The sequence below is a fragment of the Paenibacillus sp. FSL K6-1096 genome (genome assembly GCF_037977055.1).
GTDB lineage: Bacteria > Bacillota > Bacilli > Paenibacillales > Paenibacillaceae > Paenibacillus_AQ.
In genome coordinates, this window is record NZ_CP150274.1 from 1,083,246 (window position 1) to 1,099,403 (window position 16,158).

Below are 16,158 nucleotides of genomic sequence, written 5' to 3' on the forward strand. Positions count from 1 at the left end.
TGAACACTGCTTACGGATGTATGAACTGCTTTTTCCACAGCTCGCTTTCACTGATCCGCAGGCCGGTCTTCAGGGCTTCCGGAAGCGGTGTATTGCCTGCATGCTCCAGCGCTTGCTGCAGCAGGGGGCTCCATTCGCTCCGGCGGATATCTCCGGCCAGCAGCAGACGGCGGGTATCCAGCCATTGATCCTCTGCCACCACACGCAGCAGCAGCTGGTCCACGTTATCCGTCTCCTGAATGGCAAAAGCGACCGCCAGCGCCATATTGCGGTATAGCTCCTTAGGCTCATGATGATCGCTGTTCACCTTGAGATCCAGTGAGAGCACCCCATTCTCCCAGCCCGCCTTGTCAATGGCAAGACTGAACGGAACGGAGCTGAGCGCATCTACCAGATTATCATCCTCCAGCATCCGGCTGCCCGGCCCGGTAATCATTACATCGCCATAGACACCCTTGGCCGCCGGCCCGAGGCCGGCCAGCTGCGGGAGCACCAGGGTGGTTGCCGCACTCAGCAGCAGCACCGCTCCGATCAGCCAGCTCCGGTTCATGATAAGCCCCCTTACTCATAATTTCCGCTGCTTTACAGGATTATACGGCTTCTAGCGGAAGGCCGGCAGCGGCTCAATCTATATAGGTATATTTTGAAAAAAAGCAGGCTATGCCTGCTCTTCTCAGCTTTCACTCTCCAGTTGTCCGTGTTTGCTCCAGATTTCAGCCTTGCCGCGGATTTTCATGGCTGAGGTATGATCGGTGAATTGGGCAATGAGCACCTCGCCTTTGTCCAGCTTCTCCGTATGGTGAAAACGTGTATCCATTCCACGGGTCAGCCCGATGACCTGAACACCGTTCTCCTTGGCCTTAACTACGATATAGTCGCTGCCGGACGGCGCAGGATTCACTTCATTCTTCTTCTCCGTCATCGTAATCCTCCTCAACGTTAGGAACGTGTTAAACACAAATGCCGCCTTGAAGGGCGGCATCGTTGTTATTCATAGACAATGGGCAGATATGTAGAAATCTTTATTTGATTCCGTCTTTCAGCGCTTTACCGGGTTTGAATGCCGGCACTTTGCTTGAAGGAATTTCGATTTCTTCACCAGTCTGCGGGTTGCGGCCTTTGCGTGCGGAGCGTTCGCGCACTTCAAAGTTTCCGAATCCAACCAGCTGAACTTTATCTCCGCTTTGCAGGGCATTTGTGATTGCTTCAAAAACGGCATCTACCGCTTTGGTTGCATCCTTCTTGGGAAGTTCAGTTGCTTCGGTCACTACATTGATCAAATCAGATTTATTCATGTCTTTTCACCTCCCTGATTAAAGTTCCGGTATCATACACTGTTTCCGTTTCAACGCAAAATATACGTGATAATCCCGTTTATTACTAGATACTGGCGCCTCTCTTCTAGAAGCGCAACAAACTTATAGTAATACAGCCCATCCATAATTTCAAGGCGTTACTCAAAAAAGGAGCAGAAAGTAGCAGGTTTCTATTCTTTTGGGTTCGTTCACGCAGTCTATTACTACCAATTATTCCGTAAAAGCGGAGCCCTTCCTGAGAGATTCCAGCGTTTTCGGGCAGATGCCCTGCGGCTGCGGACGCCAAAAGAGCGGGATAGCTCCCGCTCTTAACTGGTAATGCCTATTTTCTTTAGAGGATAATGGCAATGAGGCCGCCCGAGCCTTCGTTGATAATCCGGCCCAGCGTTTCCTGCAGCTTGTAGCGGGCATTGTCCGGCATCATTGCAATCTTGCCCTGGATGCCCTCGCGGACGATGGAGTGGAGCGAACGGCCGAAGATGTCGGACTCCCATATTTTGATCGGGTCGTTCTCGAAGTCCTGCATCAGGTAGCGCACCAGCTCCTCGCTCTGCTTCTCCGTGCCGATGATCGGCGAGAATTCAGACTCGACATCCACACGGATCATGTGAATGGAAGGGGCGGTAGCCTTCAGCCGGACGCCGAACCGCGAGCCCTGGCGGATCAGCTCAGGCTCATCGAGCGCCATCTCTGCCAGTGATGGTGCGGCGATACCGTATCCGGTCGTTTTGACCATTTCCAGCGCTTCCGAGAAGCGGTCATACTCCCGCTTGGCATGGGAGAAGTCCTGCATCAGCTGGAGCAAGTGATCCTTGCCGCGGATCTCAACCCCGACAACCTCCATTAGCACCTGGTCATACAGCTCTTCCGGGGCATAAAGGTCAATCTCGGCTACGCCCTGCCCCATATTCATTCCGCTGAGGCCGGCCCTGTCGATGAAATCATACTCCGTGAACTGGGAGACCAGCCGGTCCACGTCACGCAGACGGCGGATATCCTTCACGGTATCGCGGACGGAATTCTCATAGCTGCTGCGCAGCCAGTGGTTCTCGCCCAGCACCATCACCCAGCTCGGCAGGTTCACATTGACTTCATGCACCGGGAATTCGTACAGCACTTCGCGCAGTACACCGGTTACATCGTCCTCTGTCATATTTGCAGCGCTGAGGGTCATGACCGGAATATCATATTTGACGGCCAGCTCGCTGCGGAGCTGCTGGGCTTCCTCGCTGCGTGGCCGGGTGGAGTTAATGACGAGCACGAACGGCTTGCCAACCTCCTTCAGCTCGGCGATCACACGTTCCTCGGACTCCACATAAGAGGCCCGGGGGATCTCGGCGATGGTTCCGTCCGTCGTCACGACCACACCCAGCGTGGAATGCTCCTGAATGACCTTGCGTGTGCCGATTTCAGCCGCTTCCTGGAAGGGAATCGGCTCCTCGAACCACGGAGTCGAGATCATGCGCGGCCCGTTCTCATCCTCATATCCTTTTGCCCCTTCAACCGCATACCCCACACAATCCACCAGCCGGACGTTAACCTCAAGCCCTTCGGTAACCTTAATCTGCACCGCATTGTTCGGCACGAATTTAGGCTCTGTGGTCATGATCGTTTTGCCGGCCGCACTCTGCGGCAGCTCATCGACCGCTCTTACCCGGTCTGCCTCACTGGTGATGTTCGGCAGAACGATCGTTTCCATGAAGCGTTTGATGAATGTCGATTTCCCCGTGCGAACCGCGCCGACGACGCCGAGATAAATGTCTCCGCCGGTACGCTCGGCAATGTCCTTGAAAATATCCACTTTTTCCAAAAGAGATCCCCTCCTCATAGTACTCCGAAGAAAAAATGCCTGAAGAGCATCGACTTCGCGTTCCGCCGGCAAACTGACCCTTGCAGGACAACCACCGGACTAGCTTTGCCCGCCCGAAGCCTAGCTGATGCCTGAGCGGGAAGCAGATGCCCCGCGCTAAACTCCGAATGCTCGGACATGCATTTGGACTAGTATCATCATATGTATCCATAGCGGATTTATGACCAGCGTCCGAGCATTTTCCCTCCGAAATTTCATATGCCCGCTCGCCCGGAAGTCTTCTCATCAAGTCTATGAAGAGGGTTCAATTCGTAGAACTGCTAATTATTGGGGGTTCCAGCCATTTCCCGCCCGCACCAAACAGCACCGGAAAGGCATTCCGGTGCTATACATCACTTCGTTATTGCTTGGGGGCCTGCGGAACCGGACGGCCATCCTCCCACTCATAAGGGAGCGACTTGACCGGCACATAATAGGAGGCCTCCTCAAGCTCCTGGCGCAGGTCCCGGCCTGCTTCAGGCTCATGGCCGTTCTTGCCGAGCGCTGAGGCGATATCGGCGCTGTAATCGGCATAGACTGTGCCTTCCTTGTCCATCAGGAACTCCAGCGGCTGGCCGGAGTAGACGCTGCTCAGCTTCAGCGCCTCTGTTCCCGCCCGCTTGGCATCGACCGCAAACAAGCCGGGGTACAGCTCCTCTCCCGCAGGCAGCTTACCGCCGTGCGCAGACTTGTAGAGGTTCACCTTACGCTGGACATCATTAACTTTCTGGACCGTGACCAGGTCCATTAATTTGACCTTGGGATCATTCTCCTCGTCCTGGATCAGAAAATACACGCTGCCGCCCTTCTCGAATGCGGCTGACGGAATCTCGTCCAGATAGCCCTCCAGGTTCAGCTTATGCAGGTCAACTACGAACTTCTCATATTTAGGCACGGCCTCATCAGCGGTCAGCATCGGCAGCAGGCCGGTCTCTGCCTGATAGTCGTCCACAGCCGCCTGCACCCGCTTCACACTCTCACGGTATCCGCTGCCTTGCTGCTGCTGCTGATCACCGGGATACATGCAGCCGCCAAGGGATAAGATCCACAGGGCAAGCAGCGGCAGCACCGCTGTCCTTCGCCGCCGGAGACGGTGCTTCAACTGATGCTGATGCATGAATTTCATTCCCAAGCTCCTCTCTGATTCCACTCTCTGCGGATCTGCTCTAACCAGGCAGTCACCACAGCTCGTCCGCTTCCCCGCGCCGGGCTGCCTCCAGTCTGCGGCGTACAGCCGCCTTCAGCGGGTCCTCGGGAATATGTACACAGACATCCCCCTGTACGGTTGCCTGGCAAGCCAGCCGCACTCCCTTCTCCAGCAGGCTGCCCAGCTTGCGTCTCTCCGCATCCCCGGGAGGCCGCAGCGCCGCCGCTTCCCCGCCTTCTACGGACACCTTGCACATCAGGCAGCCCGCTTTGCCGCCGCAGCGGGTGGGCAAGACGATTCCGGCCCGGCGCACCGCTTCCAGCAGCGAGACACCGGTCTTAACAGAGATGCTCCGGTTGTCCGGCAGGAAAGTAACCGTTGCTCCGGAATTGTTCATATGACCCCCTCCCTTCTCTCATTCAATTCACGGCAGTATTTATATTTTGTAAAGATGAGGATAACCTCAGAAGCTGCTCCAGTCTGGGAAGCAAGCTGCCCTCCAGCCGATTCTCATCGATGAGCTGATACAATAGCGGCAGATGAACGGCCAGATTCTCACGAATCATTCCGACGATCGCCTGGCAACGGTCCTCCCTGCCGCGCAGCAGATTGAAGACCAGCTCGTGGGCCAGCGGCATCAGCGGCACCCGTCCAATCCCTTCATAATAGTACACAGGAGCATGAGCCTGCAGCATACCGACATCCACGGCATATTGTGCTGAGCTGCTCCCGATCCGGAAGCCGCCTACCAGCTCCACCTTCACTTCTCCCAGATAATACAGCCCGCGCTGGGAATAGCAGCCCCCGCTGAAGTCTTCCTCCGGCCGGCTTACCGTGTACCTCTGAAGCGCCTGGTGAAGCAGCGGGGTATCCTCCAGATCACAATAGAGATCGATATCGCGCGGAGGTGCCGACAGCTGAACCCCGTGCAGCAGCAGGCCGCAGCTGCCTCCGAGCAGCCATACCGGCGGCTTGCTTGTCCCGCAGAAGTCTAATTCGTCCACAATGCGGGAGAGCGCCGTCTCCACTGCAAAGGGAATCCCTGAACCCGTCATAGAACTACACACGCCCCATTCCTGTAAAATCATCAAAGCGATTCTCTCAGAAATCAGAAATATGTCTGTCTTAACGTGTTGTAACTGCTTACATAATTGAAGCGGCCCCGCCCAGAATTCCAATCAGCAGAAATATAAAGGCAAGGACGGACAGAACCACTCTAAGCAGGCCCCTGGTTTTGTTGCGTGCAAATGTAATCAGAAAAACGGATAAGCCCATAATCAATACCGCAATCAGAGACAGCCACATCTTTGTCATCGGGTCCATTGCTCATGCGCCTCCATTCCACTTTACCCGGATTGCGACTATTATAGCGTGAAACACGAAAAAGGGCCACCCCCAGAAGGAATGGCCACGCCCTAGTACTCATGCTATTTTTTCAGCATCATTTTCATCAAAGATTCCATCGAGCCCGTGCCGGCTCCGCCTTTTTTGACAGCATTGACGATCTCCTGTACGGTAGACTCGCTGACCGGCACTTTGGCCATGGCTGACACCTGCTTGATCAACTGGCGGAGCTGGGCTTCATTCTGGGTAGTGCTCGGCTTGACCGTACCGGCCAGCTTTTTGATGGCACTCTCGGAAATATTTTTGCCGGTCTTCTTGTTGATCGCCTTCAGTGCATCCTTGGAAAAATCTCTGCTCACTATTCATCCCTCCTCCGTCAATCCCCATTACAACATATGAGGGGAAGCGGTAAAAGGTGAACGTGATCAGGTGTGCCACTGCTCCCAGGTCTCCTGCGGGATGGCCTCCATCTCTGTCTTGCGGTCACGGCCCATCAGGGCCTCCACCGCGCTGCGCGGCGTTCTGCCCTTGAACAGCACATGGTAGATCTGGTCGGTAATCGGCATCTGCACCCCTGCCTTAAGAGAGATCGCATATGCTGCTTCCGTGGTGCGGATGCCCTCCACCACCATGCCCATCGATTCCAGCACCTCGGCTAAGGGACGGCCCTGGCCCAGCATGGAACCGGCACGCCAGTTGCGGCTGTGCTGGCTGGTCGCGGTAACGACGAGGTCGCCAAGTCCGGCCAGGCCGGCGAAGGTCAGAGGATTGGCTCCCATCTCTACGCCGACACGGGAGATTTCAGCCAGTCCGCGCGTAAGCAGCGCCGCTTTGGCATTGTCGCCGAAGCCCAGTCCGTCGGACAGCCCGGCACCCAGAGCAATAATGTTCTTAAGCGCTCCGGCCAGCTCTACCCCAAGCTGATCGCGGTTCGTATAGACCCGGAAGTCATTGTTGATGAACAGCCCCTGCGCTGCCGCAGAGCGGTTGTCATCCGGCGAAGCTACCACCACGGTGGTCGGGCAGAGCCGGACGACTTCCTCTGCATGGCTCGGCCCGGAGAGGACGACAATCTCGCCTTCACTGCAGCCCAGCTCCTCCGAGATCACAGTCGACATCCGCTTCATGCTCTCCGTCTCGAAACCCTTGGTCGCATGGATACAGAGCATCTCCGGCTTCCAGAACGGCTTCAAGCTGCGCGCCACCTGGCGCATCGCAGAAGAGGGCGCAACAATCACGACCGCCCGGGAGCCGGAGACCGCAGCCTCCATATCCGTGGTGGCGATGATATTCCCGGGGAGACTGATTCCCGGCAGATAATGCTGATTCGTATGGCTGCCGTTAATCTCAGCAGCCTGTTCCGGCTTGCGCGTCCACAGATAAACCTCCGAATGGTTGGCCGCCAGCACGGTAGCCAGTGCCGTTCCCCAGCTGCCCGCGACCAGCACGGTTACTTTATCAGACAACGCGGTTCCCCTCCTTCGCTTTGGAGCCGATCTTGTTCTCCCGGCCCTGCGAGATCTTCACAATATTGGTGCGGTGACGCCAGAAGGCGAACAGCACGATAATGAGGCTCCCCCACAGCTCAGGGGCCGTGTACTCCGTGAACAGCAGAAATACCGGCGTAAGGGCTACGAAGATCAGGGAACCCAGCGAGACATAGCGGGTGAACACAATCGCGAGAATGGCAATGATCCCTGCGATCAGCGCCGGCCAGAACACCAGTGTAGCCATTACACCAATCGTTGTAGCGATGCCTTTCCCACCACGAAAGTGAAAATAAAGCGGCCAGTTATGCCCTGCAATGGCCGCAAGGCCGCAGGCCACAGCGACCCAGGTTCCCCATCCGCCGATCCATGTGCCAAGCCACACTGCAGCAATTCCCTTCAGGACGTCCAGAAGCAGCACAAGAATGGCCGGTCCCTTCCCGAGTACCCGCAGCGTATTGGTTGCTCCTGCATTGCCGCTTCCGTACTGGCGGATATCAATGCCTTTGAGCAACCGGGCAAGCAACACGCTGAAGCTGACGGAGCCAAGCAAATAGCTGATAACGATTACCAGAAGTTCTAACGCCACTGTCTTCTCCCCTAACCTTCGTTCTCGGACTTGCGCCGTGTAAAGATGCGGATCGGTGTGCCGTCGAAATTGAACGCCGCACGGATCTTGTTCTCCAGATAACGCTCGTAGGAGAAGTGCATCAGCGAGGGGTCATTGACGAAGACAATAATGGTCGGCGGCTTCACGGCAACCTGGGTGACATAGTTGATGCGCAGACGCCGTCCTTTATCCGTAGGCGGAGGGTTGATGGCCACTGCATCGGAGACGACATCATTCACCAGATGGGTTGCGATCCGCAGAGCATGCTGCTGTGCGACATGCTGTACAACAGGCAGCAGCTTCTGCAGGCGCTGCTTCGTGAGCGCAGACAGGAAGACCACCGGAGCATAAGCCATGAACAGGAAGTGATCCCGGATATTGCGCTCGAAGTTCTGCATCGTCTTGTCGTCCTTCTCAATGGCATCCCATTTGTTGACGACGAAGATTGAGGCCTTACCGGCATCATGGGCATAACCGGCGATATGCTTGTCCTGGTCGATAATGCCTTCTTCCCCGTTGATGACGACAAGCACCACATCGGCGCGCTCAATCGCTTTCATAGCTCTCATTACACTGTATTTTTCCGTGTTCTCATAGACCTTGCCGCGTTTGCGCATGCCGGCTGTATCAATCAGCACATAACGCTGGCCGTCCCGTTCAAACGGTGTATCGATCGCATCTCGGGTCGTTCCGGCCACGTTGCTGACAATGACGCGTTCCTCGCCCAGAATCGCATTCACCAGCGAAGACTTGCCGACATTCGGGCGGCCGATCAGTGCAACCCGGATGACATCCTCATCATATTCCTCATCGCTAAGCTCCGGAAGACGCTCAACTACAGCATCCAGCAGATCACCGATTCCTGTGCCGTGACTGCCCGATATTCCGATCGGATCACCGAAGCCCAGGCTGTAGAATTCGTAAATGTCCTCGCTCCGCTTCATATTGTCGACCTTGTTGATCGCCAGTACCACCGGCTTGCCGGAGCGGAACAGAATCTGGGCGACCTCTTCATCCGAGCTGGTCAGCCCGCTCTTCGCCTCACACATGAAGACGATAACATCCGCTTCTTCAATCGCCAGCTCCGCCTGAACGCGGATAGACTTCAGAATGGCGTCTTCACCGTCAATCTCAATCCCTCCGGTATCAATTACACTAAAGGATTGGCCGTTCCAGTCCGATACGCCATAGATCCGGTCACGTGTAATCCCCGGTTTATCCTCTACAATAGCCAGTCTATCGCCGATCAGCCGGTTAAAGATCGTTGATTTGCCGACGTTCGGCCTCCCGACGATAGCCACTACGGGTCTTGCCATATTCATTCCTCCTGTCTCTCTATACGTTACTCATCATAGCAAAAAACAATACAATTGGCTAACAGTAAGCCGTGTAAAACACAATCGGCGAACCCTCTGACCGAGGGCTCGCCGATTACTGTACCCGTTATGAAAAAATAACTAAGGGATTAGTTGTTACCCTTGAATTTGTCCAGCTTGTCGCCGAAGCGTTCAGCCAGTGTGAAGCTGAGACCTTCGTTGCTGAGCGATACGTTAGGATTGTTCAGCACTTCCTTAGGCGCTCTGTCGCGGTTGCTGCTGCGTTCCGGTCTTGCTGTTGGAGCAGGAGCTTCCTCAGTTTCCTTGATGCTCAGGCTGACGCGCTTCTCGGAAGGATTGAAATCAAGCACCTTCACTTGAACTTCCTGTCCTTCTTTGAGCACTTCATGCGGAGTGCCGATGTGCTTGTGGGAAATCTGGGAGATGTGCACAAGGCCTTCAACGCCTGGCAGCAATTCAACGAATGCGCCGAAGTTCACGAGACGCTTAACTTCGCCTGTTACCACATCGCCGATGTTGATCTTGCCTGCTGCGGAATCCCAAGGACCCGGGGAAGCGGCTTTGATACTGAGGCTGATTTTGCCCTTCTCAGGGTCTACCTTAAGTACTTTGACGCGAACCTTATCGCCTTCAGATACAACATCGGATGGCTTATCCACGTGAGTCCAGGCAATCTCGGATACGTGAACCAGACCGTCTACGCCGCCCACATCAACAAATGCGCCGAATTGGGTCAGACGTTGAACTGTACCTTCGATGATCTGTCCTTCGGACAGCTCGGACATAATCTTCTGCTTGTTAGCTTCGAATTCTTCCTCAAGAACTTCCTTGGCGGAGAGAATGACCTTGCTGTTCTCGCGGTCAAGCTCTTTCACCTTGACACGCAGAGTGCGGCCCTTGTAATCGCTGAAATCTTCAACGAAGTGGCGTTCTACCATGGAAGCCGGAATGAAACCGCGCGCGCCGACATCAGCGACCAGGCCGCCTTTGACAACGTCAGCTACAGTAACTTCGAACGCTTCCTGGGAAGCAAAATACTTCTCCAGATCATCCCATGATTTCTCGCTGTCGATGGCGCGCTTGGACAGCACGAGGCTCTCCTTGTTGTCGTTGATGCTGACAACCTTGCATTCCACCTCTTGGCCGACTTCTACCGCTGCTGCGGCATTGTCTACCTGCACGGAGGACAATTCGCGAATAGGAATAACGCCGTCGTATTTATATCCAATGCTTACATAAGCTTGGTTATCTTCGATTTTGACGATTGTTCCTTTCACGGTATCGCCTTTTTTGAGAGAAATGATCTCCAGGCCTTCCTGGCTGGTCACTTCTTCTTCGTTACTGGCAACAGGTGCTGCGGTTTCCACAGCTTCGGTTGCTTCTGCGGTCTCAGTGCTCTCCACTTGCTCCGCAGCTTCTTGATTGTTAATTTCTTCAGACATGTGATTACCCTCCTCGATTCAAAACCCCATTTATTTAAACCCGCGTAGAGCAGAGTTCAAAACATTCATTGCCTCTTACTGAACCAATTTCATTGTGTAGATTAGTATGTTCCAAAAACAATAAAATTACATCCGCCGCCTAACGCGAGCTGGGCTTGCCGGTGTTGATCATCTCATGGATGCGTCCCATGATAACATCGGTTACGGCTTCCAGAGATTCGCTGCCTGCATCCGCGAACGCGCTGAGGTCGATGGGAGCCCCATAGACTACAGTCATCCGGCGGAACGGCTTGTAGGAGCCGATAATCGCTGCCGGTACAACCGCTGCGCCGCTGCGGAGGGCAAAGCTTGCTGCCCCTTTCTTCGCTGAACCGGAATCGGAGTTCCGGGTACCTTCAGGGAAGATGCCCATTACATTGCCGCTGCGAAGCGTGTTGAGGGATGTCTTAATTGATTCTTTGCTTACGCCGCCGCGCTTGACAGGGAATGCGCCCAGTTGCTTAATGAGCCAGCCCAGAACCGGAACGGTGAACAATTCCGCCTTGGCCATGTATTTCACCTGCCGCTTCAGCTTGATGCCGATCGTCATGGGATCGAGCAGGCTGATGTGGTTGGCGCAGAGCAGGACTCCGCCCTCCTTCGGCACATTGTCTCCTCCCACAATCTTCAGCGGGAACAGTATGGCATAAATCAAGCGAAGCAACCCACGGCAAACAACATAAATCATAGATGATTTCTCTCCCTGTCCACATAAGTTCTGCAGTGGGAGACAATGGCGTCCACGGCCTGATGAATATCCATATGCGTCGTATCCAGAAGAATTGCATCCCCGGCACGGCGCAGCGGTGAAATCTCACGGCCCTCATCGAGCCGGTCCCGCGCGGCAATATCCTGCTCAAGCTGCTGGAGTGTCACTGTTTCCGTATCCTTCAGTTCCTTGTAACGACGGAGAGCACGCTCCTCCACACTTGCCGTCATGAAAATCTTCACTTCGGCGTCCGGCAGTACGGTTGTACCGATATCCCGGCCATCCATCACGACCCCCTTGCGGAGCGCCATCTGACGCTGCAATTGGCTCAGTCTGGTTCTGACACCCTCAATCTTCGAGTACTGTGACACCTGTCCGCTGACCTGAAGACTGCGGATATGCGGGGTCATATCTTCCCCATTAATCAGCACCTTCTGCACGTCTTTCTCCGGAAGAAGGTCTATCGTGAGATTCCGGACCATCCGGTCCACCACCTCATGCTCCTCCGCAGCCACGCCTTCACGGATCATATACCAGGTAATCGCCCGGTACATCGCTCCCGTGTCAACATAGATGTAAGACAGCTCCCGTGCTACCAATCGGGCTACAGTGCTCTTGCCTGCCCCGGCAGGTCCGTCGATGGCGACGTTAATTCTGTCATAAGTATGTGTACCCTGCCTGTCCAACGGGGCATTCCTCCTCAAAACACTCTTCCTCAGGAAAATGCCTATCGACATCTCTCTCCAGGAACCTGCTGATATTATCAAGAAAAAAGCAGGCATTGCCTGCGACTTATGAAATTATACCACAGTTTATGCATCAGTGCAAAATGAGACCAAGGTTTTTTGCGGAGAAAAAAGCGGATTTTTGCTGCCCTTTGAACATTCTTCTGCCGAAAAATCAGCGGTTGCGGAAATCAAACTGCCGTTCGAAGCAGTAGCGGATAATTTTTTGGCGCTCCGTATCGGAAATGGCCGAGAATTTGATCATCACCAGATTCCGCCCGGTATCCAGCTTCTTGATCCTAACAACCTCACTCTCGAAATTCACATGCTCGGTGCTTCCGTTGCGGTAGGATACAAGCAGCCAGCAGGTCAGCTTATCCCCTATGTTCAGTGTAATCTTGGCATCGCCCAGAAAAGACGCTCCCCCGCCGCCGATATCCTCGGTCCGCACCAGAAAGCGGCTGCCCATGGCGTCCTTGACGGCCAGCTCCAGCTCGGCATTGACGCGGAGGAAGCTGCGCCGCTGAATTTTGTAAATCGCTTCGGGCGCAGGCTTGCGCAGCCGCACCATCCGGATCACTTCTTCCTTGAACCCGGTCACATGGGTGGTGAAATAATTCTTAATGCCGCCCTCAGTGATATAGTATACGGACAGCTCATCTCCGACAAACAGCTTTTTGAGCCGCCCGTTACCCTCCTGCATCGGAATTTCAATAAGAAAGTTATCCTCCTCCATGTCGGCAATCCTGGCCCGGTATTCAATCTCAGACTGCGCCGCATCGCTGGAAGCAACCTGAAGGTATAAATGTTCATTGATTTTGGGATACAAACCTGTCACCGCCGCTTGAGTTAGTAATAAATGCTAAGGAGATTATAGCATGGCTCCCCGTACCAGGTCAGAAATTTATTTCCCCCGTGCATCAACCCTCCGTCTGCAATAAAAAGACGCTCTCCGGTCCCGGAAAGCGTCTTCTCATACTTAAACTTATTTATCCTGCGCTCCTGAGGAGGTGCGGATCTGCTCTACCGCCTCTTCGTGGCCGTCTGCGGCGTTCAGATAGATGCGGAACTGGGAGCCGTTGATTTTGCCGCCGAATTCATAGGTCAGCACCTCTTCGGCATCCTCATTCTCGATCCATGCCAGCCGGTTGTACAGCTCCTTGAAATCGGGGTTCAGCATCGCTCTGGCTTCAGCCAGGGACAGCTGCGGCTTCGGCAGCACGCGCTTCTCCTTATGCTCATGGACATAGTCGCTGGCCTGAAAGCCCGTAGGCTCCCCGTTGTCCAGCCCGACCCGCACCGTCAATTTCTCGGGGTAGATCAGAACGCCGTCCTGGCTGCTGACGAAGGTCAGATTGCCCAGATTGTCATACCGGTCCGCACTGACTGCAGTCATCCCGGGATACCCCTTTTTCTCCAGGAACTTGCCCGCCTTCTCCACCGCCTGCTTCATCGGCACCTTGGCCGGTCCCACCTCGCGGTTGTCATTATAGGAGATCAGCAGTCCCCCTTCAGCCGTGAAGTCCATGCTGACCGGCTCCTTGTGCTCTGCGGAAGTTACCTTAGCCGTGTAGGAAGCCCATTCGGTCCCCTTCCCGTTCTCCTGAATCTTCACCTTGGCGCCGCCGCCAAGCTCGGCGAATTTCAGCGCCTTCGCTTTGATCTCCTCCGCTGTAACAGGCTTGCCGCCCAGCTTCTTCACTGACCGCTTATCATAGATGCTGGCAACCGAGGGGCCATAGTCCAGCTCCGGGTAGGCTGCAACGCGCTTATCAACGGTTTTGAACCCGTCAATGATAGTGTTGTCCTCCGCCTTCGCCGAAGTGGCTAATGCAGACTCGACATCCATCCAGCGCAGCTTCTTGCTGATAACCTTATCCTGCACCGCCTGCAAATCCTTCGAGATCTCGGCTGAATTCGTATACAGCGTCTTCAGATTCGCCATCTCGCCTTCGGTCAGCGGCTTTTTGGTGAAGTCGCGTACGGCGGCCTTATAGGAGAAGTTAGAGATTTTCGAGAGGAATTCCTCCGTTTCACTGAACGGCAGCAGCGTAAGCGGCAGCTGGTTGATCTCGTTCTGCGCCTCGCTGGTAATCCGCCATACGTTGACCAGCCCCTTACGGTGCATACCGTTGGAGGTGGTGTTCACGGCCAGCGTATTGCCCAGCTCTCCGTGCAGCCGCTCCACATGATAGGACAGATCGTGGAACGCCCGCTGATACTGGTTCTCCGCTTTGATCAGAATCGCATTCTTCTCCAGATTCTCCTGATAGCCCCAGACCAGCGCTCCAATCAGCAAGAGGGCGGTCAGCGGGAACATGATAGCACTTAATCTTTTATACATGGGTCCGCATAACTCCTTTCAGCAGCTTATTGCCGTTAGTTTGACAATAACTGAGAAGACTTATGCACTTAGCGCCAAACCTTCGCAAACCGGAATCTCAGCTTCTTAGTGTCAGCACTAGGCCCGCTCTTCAATCTCAAAGCCGCTCACGCTGCTGCACAGGCACTGCTTGAAGCCGGTCTGGATGACACCCTGTTCTTTATTGCCTCTTAATATGTAGGTTTCACCGCACTGCTTGCAGACAATCCGAACTTTTACACGCAAAAAAAGACACCTCTCTCCTTCCTGGAATCCCTTGCTCTTGAGGAATTGCCCTTCAGGATTAAGTGTGTCCATCTCGTTTACAGGTTAACCTCTTCCTCACGCTTCAAAAAACGAAACGGGGAGCGGCTGTTGGCCCGCGCCACCTTGCCCATGCCCCTGTACCATAATATAGCCATCAGCGGCACGATGAACCAGATCCAATATCTCGCGGTGTTAGTTAGCAGGAAATCATAGATTCCATGCCACAGCCAAGGCAGCAGCAGGGAGATTAGCAGAATCTTCCGCGTCCTGACACCGCCCGAGAACTTGGCCCTGCCCATATGGTAGCCCATAATGACGCCGAACATGGCATGTCCGGAAACCGGAAGAAGCGCCCTAACGATCATTGTGCCGAATGAAGCATTGCTGTACCAGGCATACATTACATTCTCTATTGTTGCGAAGCCGAGCGAGATCGCCACGGCATATAGTATTCCATCATAAGGCTCGTCAAATTCGGTATGATTGTAGATCATATGGTACAGCACGAACCACTTCATAGCCTCTTCCACACCGGCGGAGATCAGAAAGGAATCTGCATAAGGGCCGCCGTCCAGGCCAAGGACAAGCCCTCTCTGGATAATCATAATCGGAAATACGATAATCATGCCCAGCAGAAACACCTTCAGCACCATATGAAGCGGTTCCTGGTCGTACTTGTCTTTCAGATAGAAAAAAGTCAGCAGCGCAAGTCCCGGTGCTACTGCTGACGTAATGACCGATAACAAAAGCACCGATTAGCCTCCCTTGCGCCTAAACTTATGTCTGCTGTATGAAGGGTGTCCTCATCCGGCTCCCCGCGCTGATTATTCCTGGCGTTTGAAATGAGTGCACAGGGTCTGGATAGCGTTCTCTGCCATGACCAGCTTCCCGTACTCGGCCAGCACGGCCTCGGTGACCGGAGAGGAATCTCCAAATTCGGCAAGCACGCCTACAAGTCCAGATAAGGCTGACTCTTCAAATTCCTTCGGATCGAAGTAGAGATACCATTTATCGTTATAAGAATACAGCTGTCCTTGGGAAGTAATATTGCCGATGAGTACATGGGCCGCTTCAACCAGCACCTCAAAATCGCGGAACGCATACACAATGGAGTCGCTTTGTTCAAGAGTAACTTCCATTTCGTAAATCTCTTCAGGCAATTCATCTTCCCCGGCCCCACCGTACTGATGGTGATCATATTTCCCCCGGGTCACAATAACGACCATACCTTGCGCGGGCAATGCGAACACTTCCACGGCAAGCGGACCTGTGGCGTCAAAACCCAGCTCGCTGTACGCCTGGTCCATCATCTCCGTAAAGAGGTCGTGCACCTTGGGAACCTCCTGCCACATATCTTCCTTCTGGATGCCCCGCTCGCTCAGGTCGTCAAAAGTGAGGAAAATCCGTATCTTATCTTGACTTAATCGCTCTATTCTCATGACAGGATCCTCCTTTTGCAAGCTCATTTAGTATTAATGTATGATGAGTCCCGAGTAATGAGCCAAAAATGGTTACTATGTATGT

Annotated in this window: 20 protein-coding genes; all 20 read right to left on the reverse strand. The window is 54.2% G+C overall.

Going from position 1 to position 16,158, the window contains the following annotated elements:
* Positions 1-10 precede the first annotated feature (10 nt).
* Positions 11-550 carry a hypothetical protein gene (locus MHI24_RS04895; protein WP_340024447.1) on the reverse strand — a complete coding sequence of 180 codons (540 nt, stop codon included), beginning with the start codon at positions 548-550 and terminating at the stop codon, positions 11-13.
* A 123-nt stretch (positions 551-673) separates the two neighbouring features.
* Complete coding sequence (mtrB, locus tag MHI24_RS04900) at positions 674-922, reverse strand: trp RNA-binding attenuation protein MtrB (RefSeq protein ID WP_238650053.1); 249 nt, start codon at positions 920-922, stop codon at positions 674-676.
* Between the two features lie 100 nt (positions 923-1,022).
* Complete coding sequence (locus MHI24_RS04905) at positions 1,023-1,295, reverse strand: HU family DNA-binding protein (RefSeq protein WP_042178229.1); 273 nt, start codon at positions 1,293-1,295, stop codon at positions 1,023-1,025.
* Between the two features lie 352 nt (positions 1,296-1,647).
* Positions 1,648-3,126 (reverse strand): stage IV sporulation protein A, encoded by a 1,479-nt coding sequence (spoIVA, locus tag MHI24_RS04910; RefSeq protein WP_340024448.1) that lies wholly within the window; start codon positions 3,124-3,126, stop codon positions 1,648-1,650.
* A gap of 400 nt (positions 3,127-3,526) precedes the next feature.
* Positions 3,527-4,291, reverse strand: a complete 765-nt coding sequence (locus tag MHI24_RS04915) for a hypothetical protein (RefSeq protein WP_340024449.1) — start codon at positions 4,289-4,291, stop codon at positions 3,527-3,529.
* 52 nt (positions 4,292-4,343) lie between these two features.
* Entirely contained in the window at positions 4,344-4,709 is a 366-nt protein-coding gene (locus MHI24_RS04920) for a 2Fe-2S iron-sulfur cluster-binding protein (RefSeq protein ID WP_340024450.1), read from the reverse strand.
* A 22-nt stretch (positions 4,710-4,731) separates the two neighbouring features.
* Positions 4,732-5,367 carry a hypothetical protein gene (locus tag MHI24_RS04925; RefSeq protein ID WP_340024451.1) on the reverse strand — a complete coding sequence of 212 codons (636 nt, stop codon included), beginning with the start codon at positions 5,365-5,367 and terminating at the stop codon, positions 4,732-4,734.
* Positions 5,368-5,455: 88 nt separating this feature from the next.
* Positions 5,456-5,635: a DUF2768 family protein gene (locus MHI24_RS04930; protein ID WP_340024452.1), complete on the reverse strand. Its 180-nt coding sequence runs from the start codon at positions 5,633-5,635 to the stop codon at positions 5,456-5,458.
* Between the two features lie 104 nt (positions 5,636-5,739).
* Positions 5,740-6,015 (reverse strand): stage VI sporulation protein F, encoded by a 276-nt coding sequence (locus tag MHI24_RS04935; RefSeq protein WP_340024453.1) that lies wholly within the window; start codon positions 6,013-6,015, stop codon positions 5,740-5,742.
* A 66-nt stretch (positions 6,016-6,081) separates the two neighbouring features.
* Positions 6,082-7,122: an NAD(P)H-dependent glycerol-3-phosphate dehydrogenase gene (locus tag MHI24_RS04940; RefSeq protein ID WP_340024455.1), complete on the reverse strand. Its 1,041-nt coding sequence runs from the start codon at positions 7,120-7,122 to the stop codon at positions 6,082-6,084.
* On the reverse strand, positions 7,115-7,732 hold the full coding sequence (gene plsY / locus MHI24_RS04945; protein WP_340024456.1) for a glycerol-3-phosphate 1-O-acyltransferase PlsY: 618 nt from the start codon (positions 7,730-7,732) through the stop codon (positions 7,115-7,117). The genes MHI24_RS04940 and plsY overlap by 8 nt, the downstream gene beginning before the upstream one ends.
* A gap of 11 nt (positions 7,733-7,743) precedes the next feature.
* Positions 7,744-9,069: a ribosome biogenesis GTPase Der gene (der, locus tag MHI24_RS04950; RefSeq protein WP_340024457.1), complete on the reverse strand. Its 1,326-nt coding sequence runs from the start codon at positions 9,067-9,069 to the stop codon at positions 7,744-7,746.
* A gap of 149 nt (positions 9,070-9,218) precedes the next feature.
* Complete coding sequence (gene rpsA / locus MHI24_RS04955; protein WP_340024458.1) at positions 9,219-10,532, reverse strand: 30S ribosomal protein S1; 1,314 nt, start codon at positions 10,530-10,532, stop codon at positions 9,219-9,221.
* Between the two features lie 139 nt (positions 10,533-10,671).
* Positions 10,672-11,259, reverse strand: coding sequence for a lysophospholipid acyltransferase family protein (locus MHI24_RS04960; protein ID WP_340024459.1), 588 nt, complete (start codon positions 11,257-11,259; stop codon positions 10,672-10,674).
* Positions 11,256-11,966, reverse strand: coding sequence for a (d)CMP kinase (gene cmk, locus MHI24_RS04965; RefSeq protein WP_340024460.1), 711 nt, complete (start codon positions 11,964-11,966; stop codon positions 11,256-11,258). Before cmk ends, MHI24_RS04960 begins: the two co-directional genes overlap by 4 nt.
* Before the next feature lie 214 nt (positions 11,967-12,180).
* Entirely contained in the window at positions 12,181-12,834 is a 654-nt protein-coding gene (locus MHI24_RS04970; protein ID WP_340024461.1) for a flagellar brake domain-containing protein, read from the reverse strand.
* Between the two features lie 156 nt (positions 12,835-12,990).
* Positions 12,991-14,349: a germination protein YpeB gene (gene ypeB / locus MHI24_RS04975; protein WP_340024462.1), complete on the reverse strand. Its 1,359-nt coding sequence runs from the start codon at positions 14,347-14,349 to the stop codon at positions 12,991-12,993.
* Positions 14,350-14,466: 117 nt separating this feature from the next.
* Positions 14,467-14,613 carry a hypothetical protein gene (locus MHI24_RS04980; RefSeq protein WP_340024463.1) on the reverse strand — a complete coding sequence of 49 codons (147 nt, stop codon included), beginning with the start codon at positions 14,611-14,613 and terminating at the stop codon, positions 14,467-14,469.
* 77 nt (positions 14,614-14,690) lie between these two features.
* A complete protein-coding gene (gene prsW / locus MHI24_RS04985; protein WP_340024464.1) occupies positions 14,691-15,386 on the reverse strand; it encodes a glutamic-type intramembrane protease PrsW in 696 nt (231 codons plus the stop codon).
* 72 nt (positions 15,387-15,458) lie between these two features.
* The gene (locus tag MHI24_RS04990) at positions 15,459-16,073 is read right to left on the reverse strand and encodes a genetic competence negative regulator (protein WP_340024465.1); all 615 of its coding nucleotides are present in this window, start codon (positions 16,071-16,073) and stop codon (positions 15,459-15,461) included.
* Between the last annotated feature and the right edge of the window lie 85 nt (positions 16,074-16,158).

Excerpts from the sequence above, each read along its gene's own strand:
- MHI24_RS04895 (WP_340024447.1), bottom strand. The coding sequence starts at position 550 with ATGAACCGGAGCTGGCTGATCGGAGCGGTGCTGCTGCTGAGTGCGGCA.
- mtrB (WP_238650053.1), bottom strand. The coding sequence starts at position 922 with ATGACGGAGAAGAAGAATGAAGTGAATCCTGCGCCGTCCGGCAGCGAC.
- MHI24_RS04905 (WP_042178229.1), bottom strand. The coding sequence starts at position 1,295 with ATGAATAAATCTGATTTGATCAATGTAGTGACCGAAGCAACTGAACTT.
- MHI24_RS04915 (WP_340024449.1), bottom strand. The coding sequence starts at position 4,291 with ATGAAATTCATGCATCAGCATCAGTTGAAGCACCGTCTCCGGCGGCGA.
- MHI24_RS04920 (WP_340024450.1), bottom strand. The coding sequence starts at position 4,709 with ATGAACAATTCCGGAGCAACGGTTACTTTCCTGCCGGACAACCGGAGC.
- MHI24_RS04925 (WP_340024451.1), bottom strand. The coding sequence starts at position 5,367 with ATGACGGGTTCAGGGATTCCCTTTGCAGTGGAGACGGCGCTCTCCCGC.
- MHI24_RS04930 (WP_340024452.1), bottom strand. The coding sequence starts at position 5,635 with ATGGACCCGATGACAAAGATGTGGCTGTCTCTGATTGCGGTATTGATT.
- der (WP_340024457.1), bottom strand. The coding sequence starts at position 9,069 with ATGGCAAGACCCGTAGTGGCTATCGTCGGGAGGCCGAACGTCGGCAAA.
- rpsA (WP_340024458.1), bottom strand. The coding sequence starts at position 10,532 with ATGTCTGAAGAAATTAACAATCAAGAAGCTGCGGAGCAAGTGGAGAGC.
- MHI24_RS04960 (WP_340024459.1), bottom strand. The coding sequence starts at position 11,259 with ATGATTTATGTTGTTTGCCGTGGGTTGCTTCGCTTGATTTATGCCATA.
- ypeB (WP_340024462.1), bottom strand. The coding sequence starts at position 14,349 with ATGTATAAAAGATTAAGTGCTATCATGTTCCCGCTGACCGCCCTCTTG.
- MHI24_RS04990 (WP_340024465.1), bottom strand. The coding sequence starts at position 16,073 with ATGAGAATAGAGCGATTAAGTCAAGATAAGATACGGATTTTCCTCACT.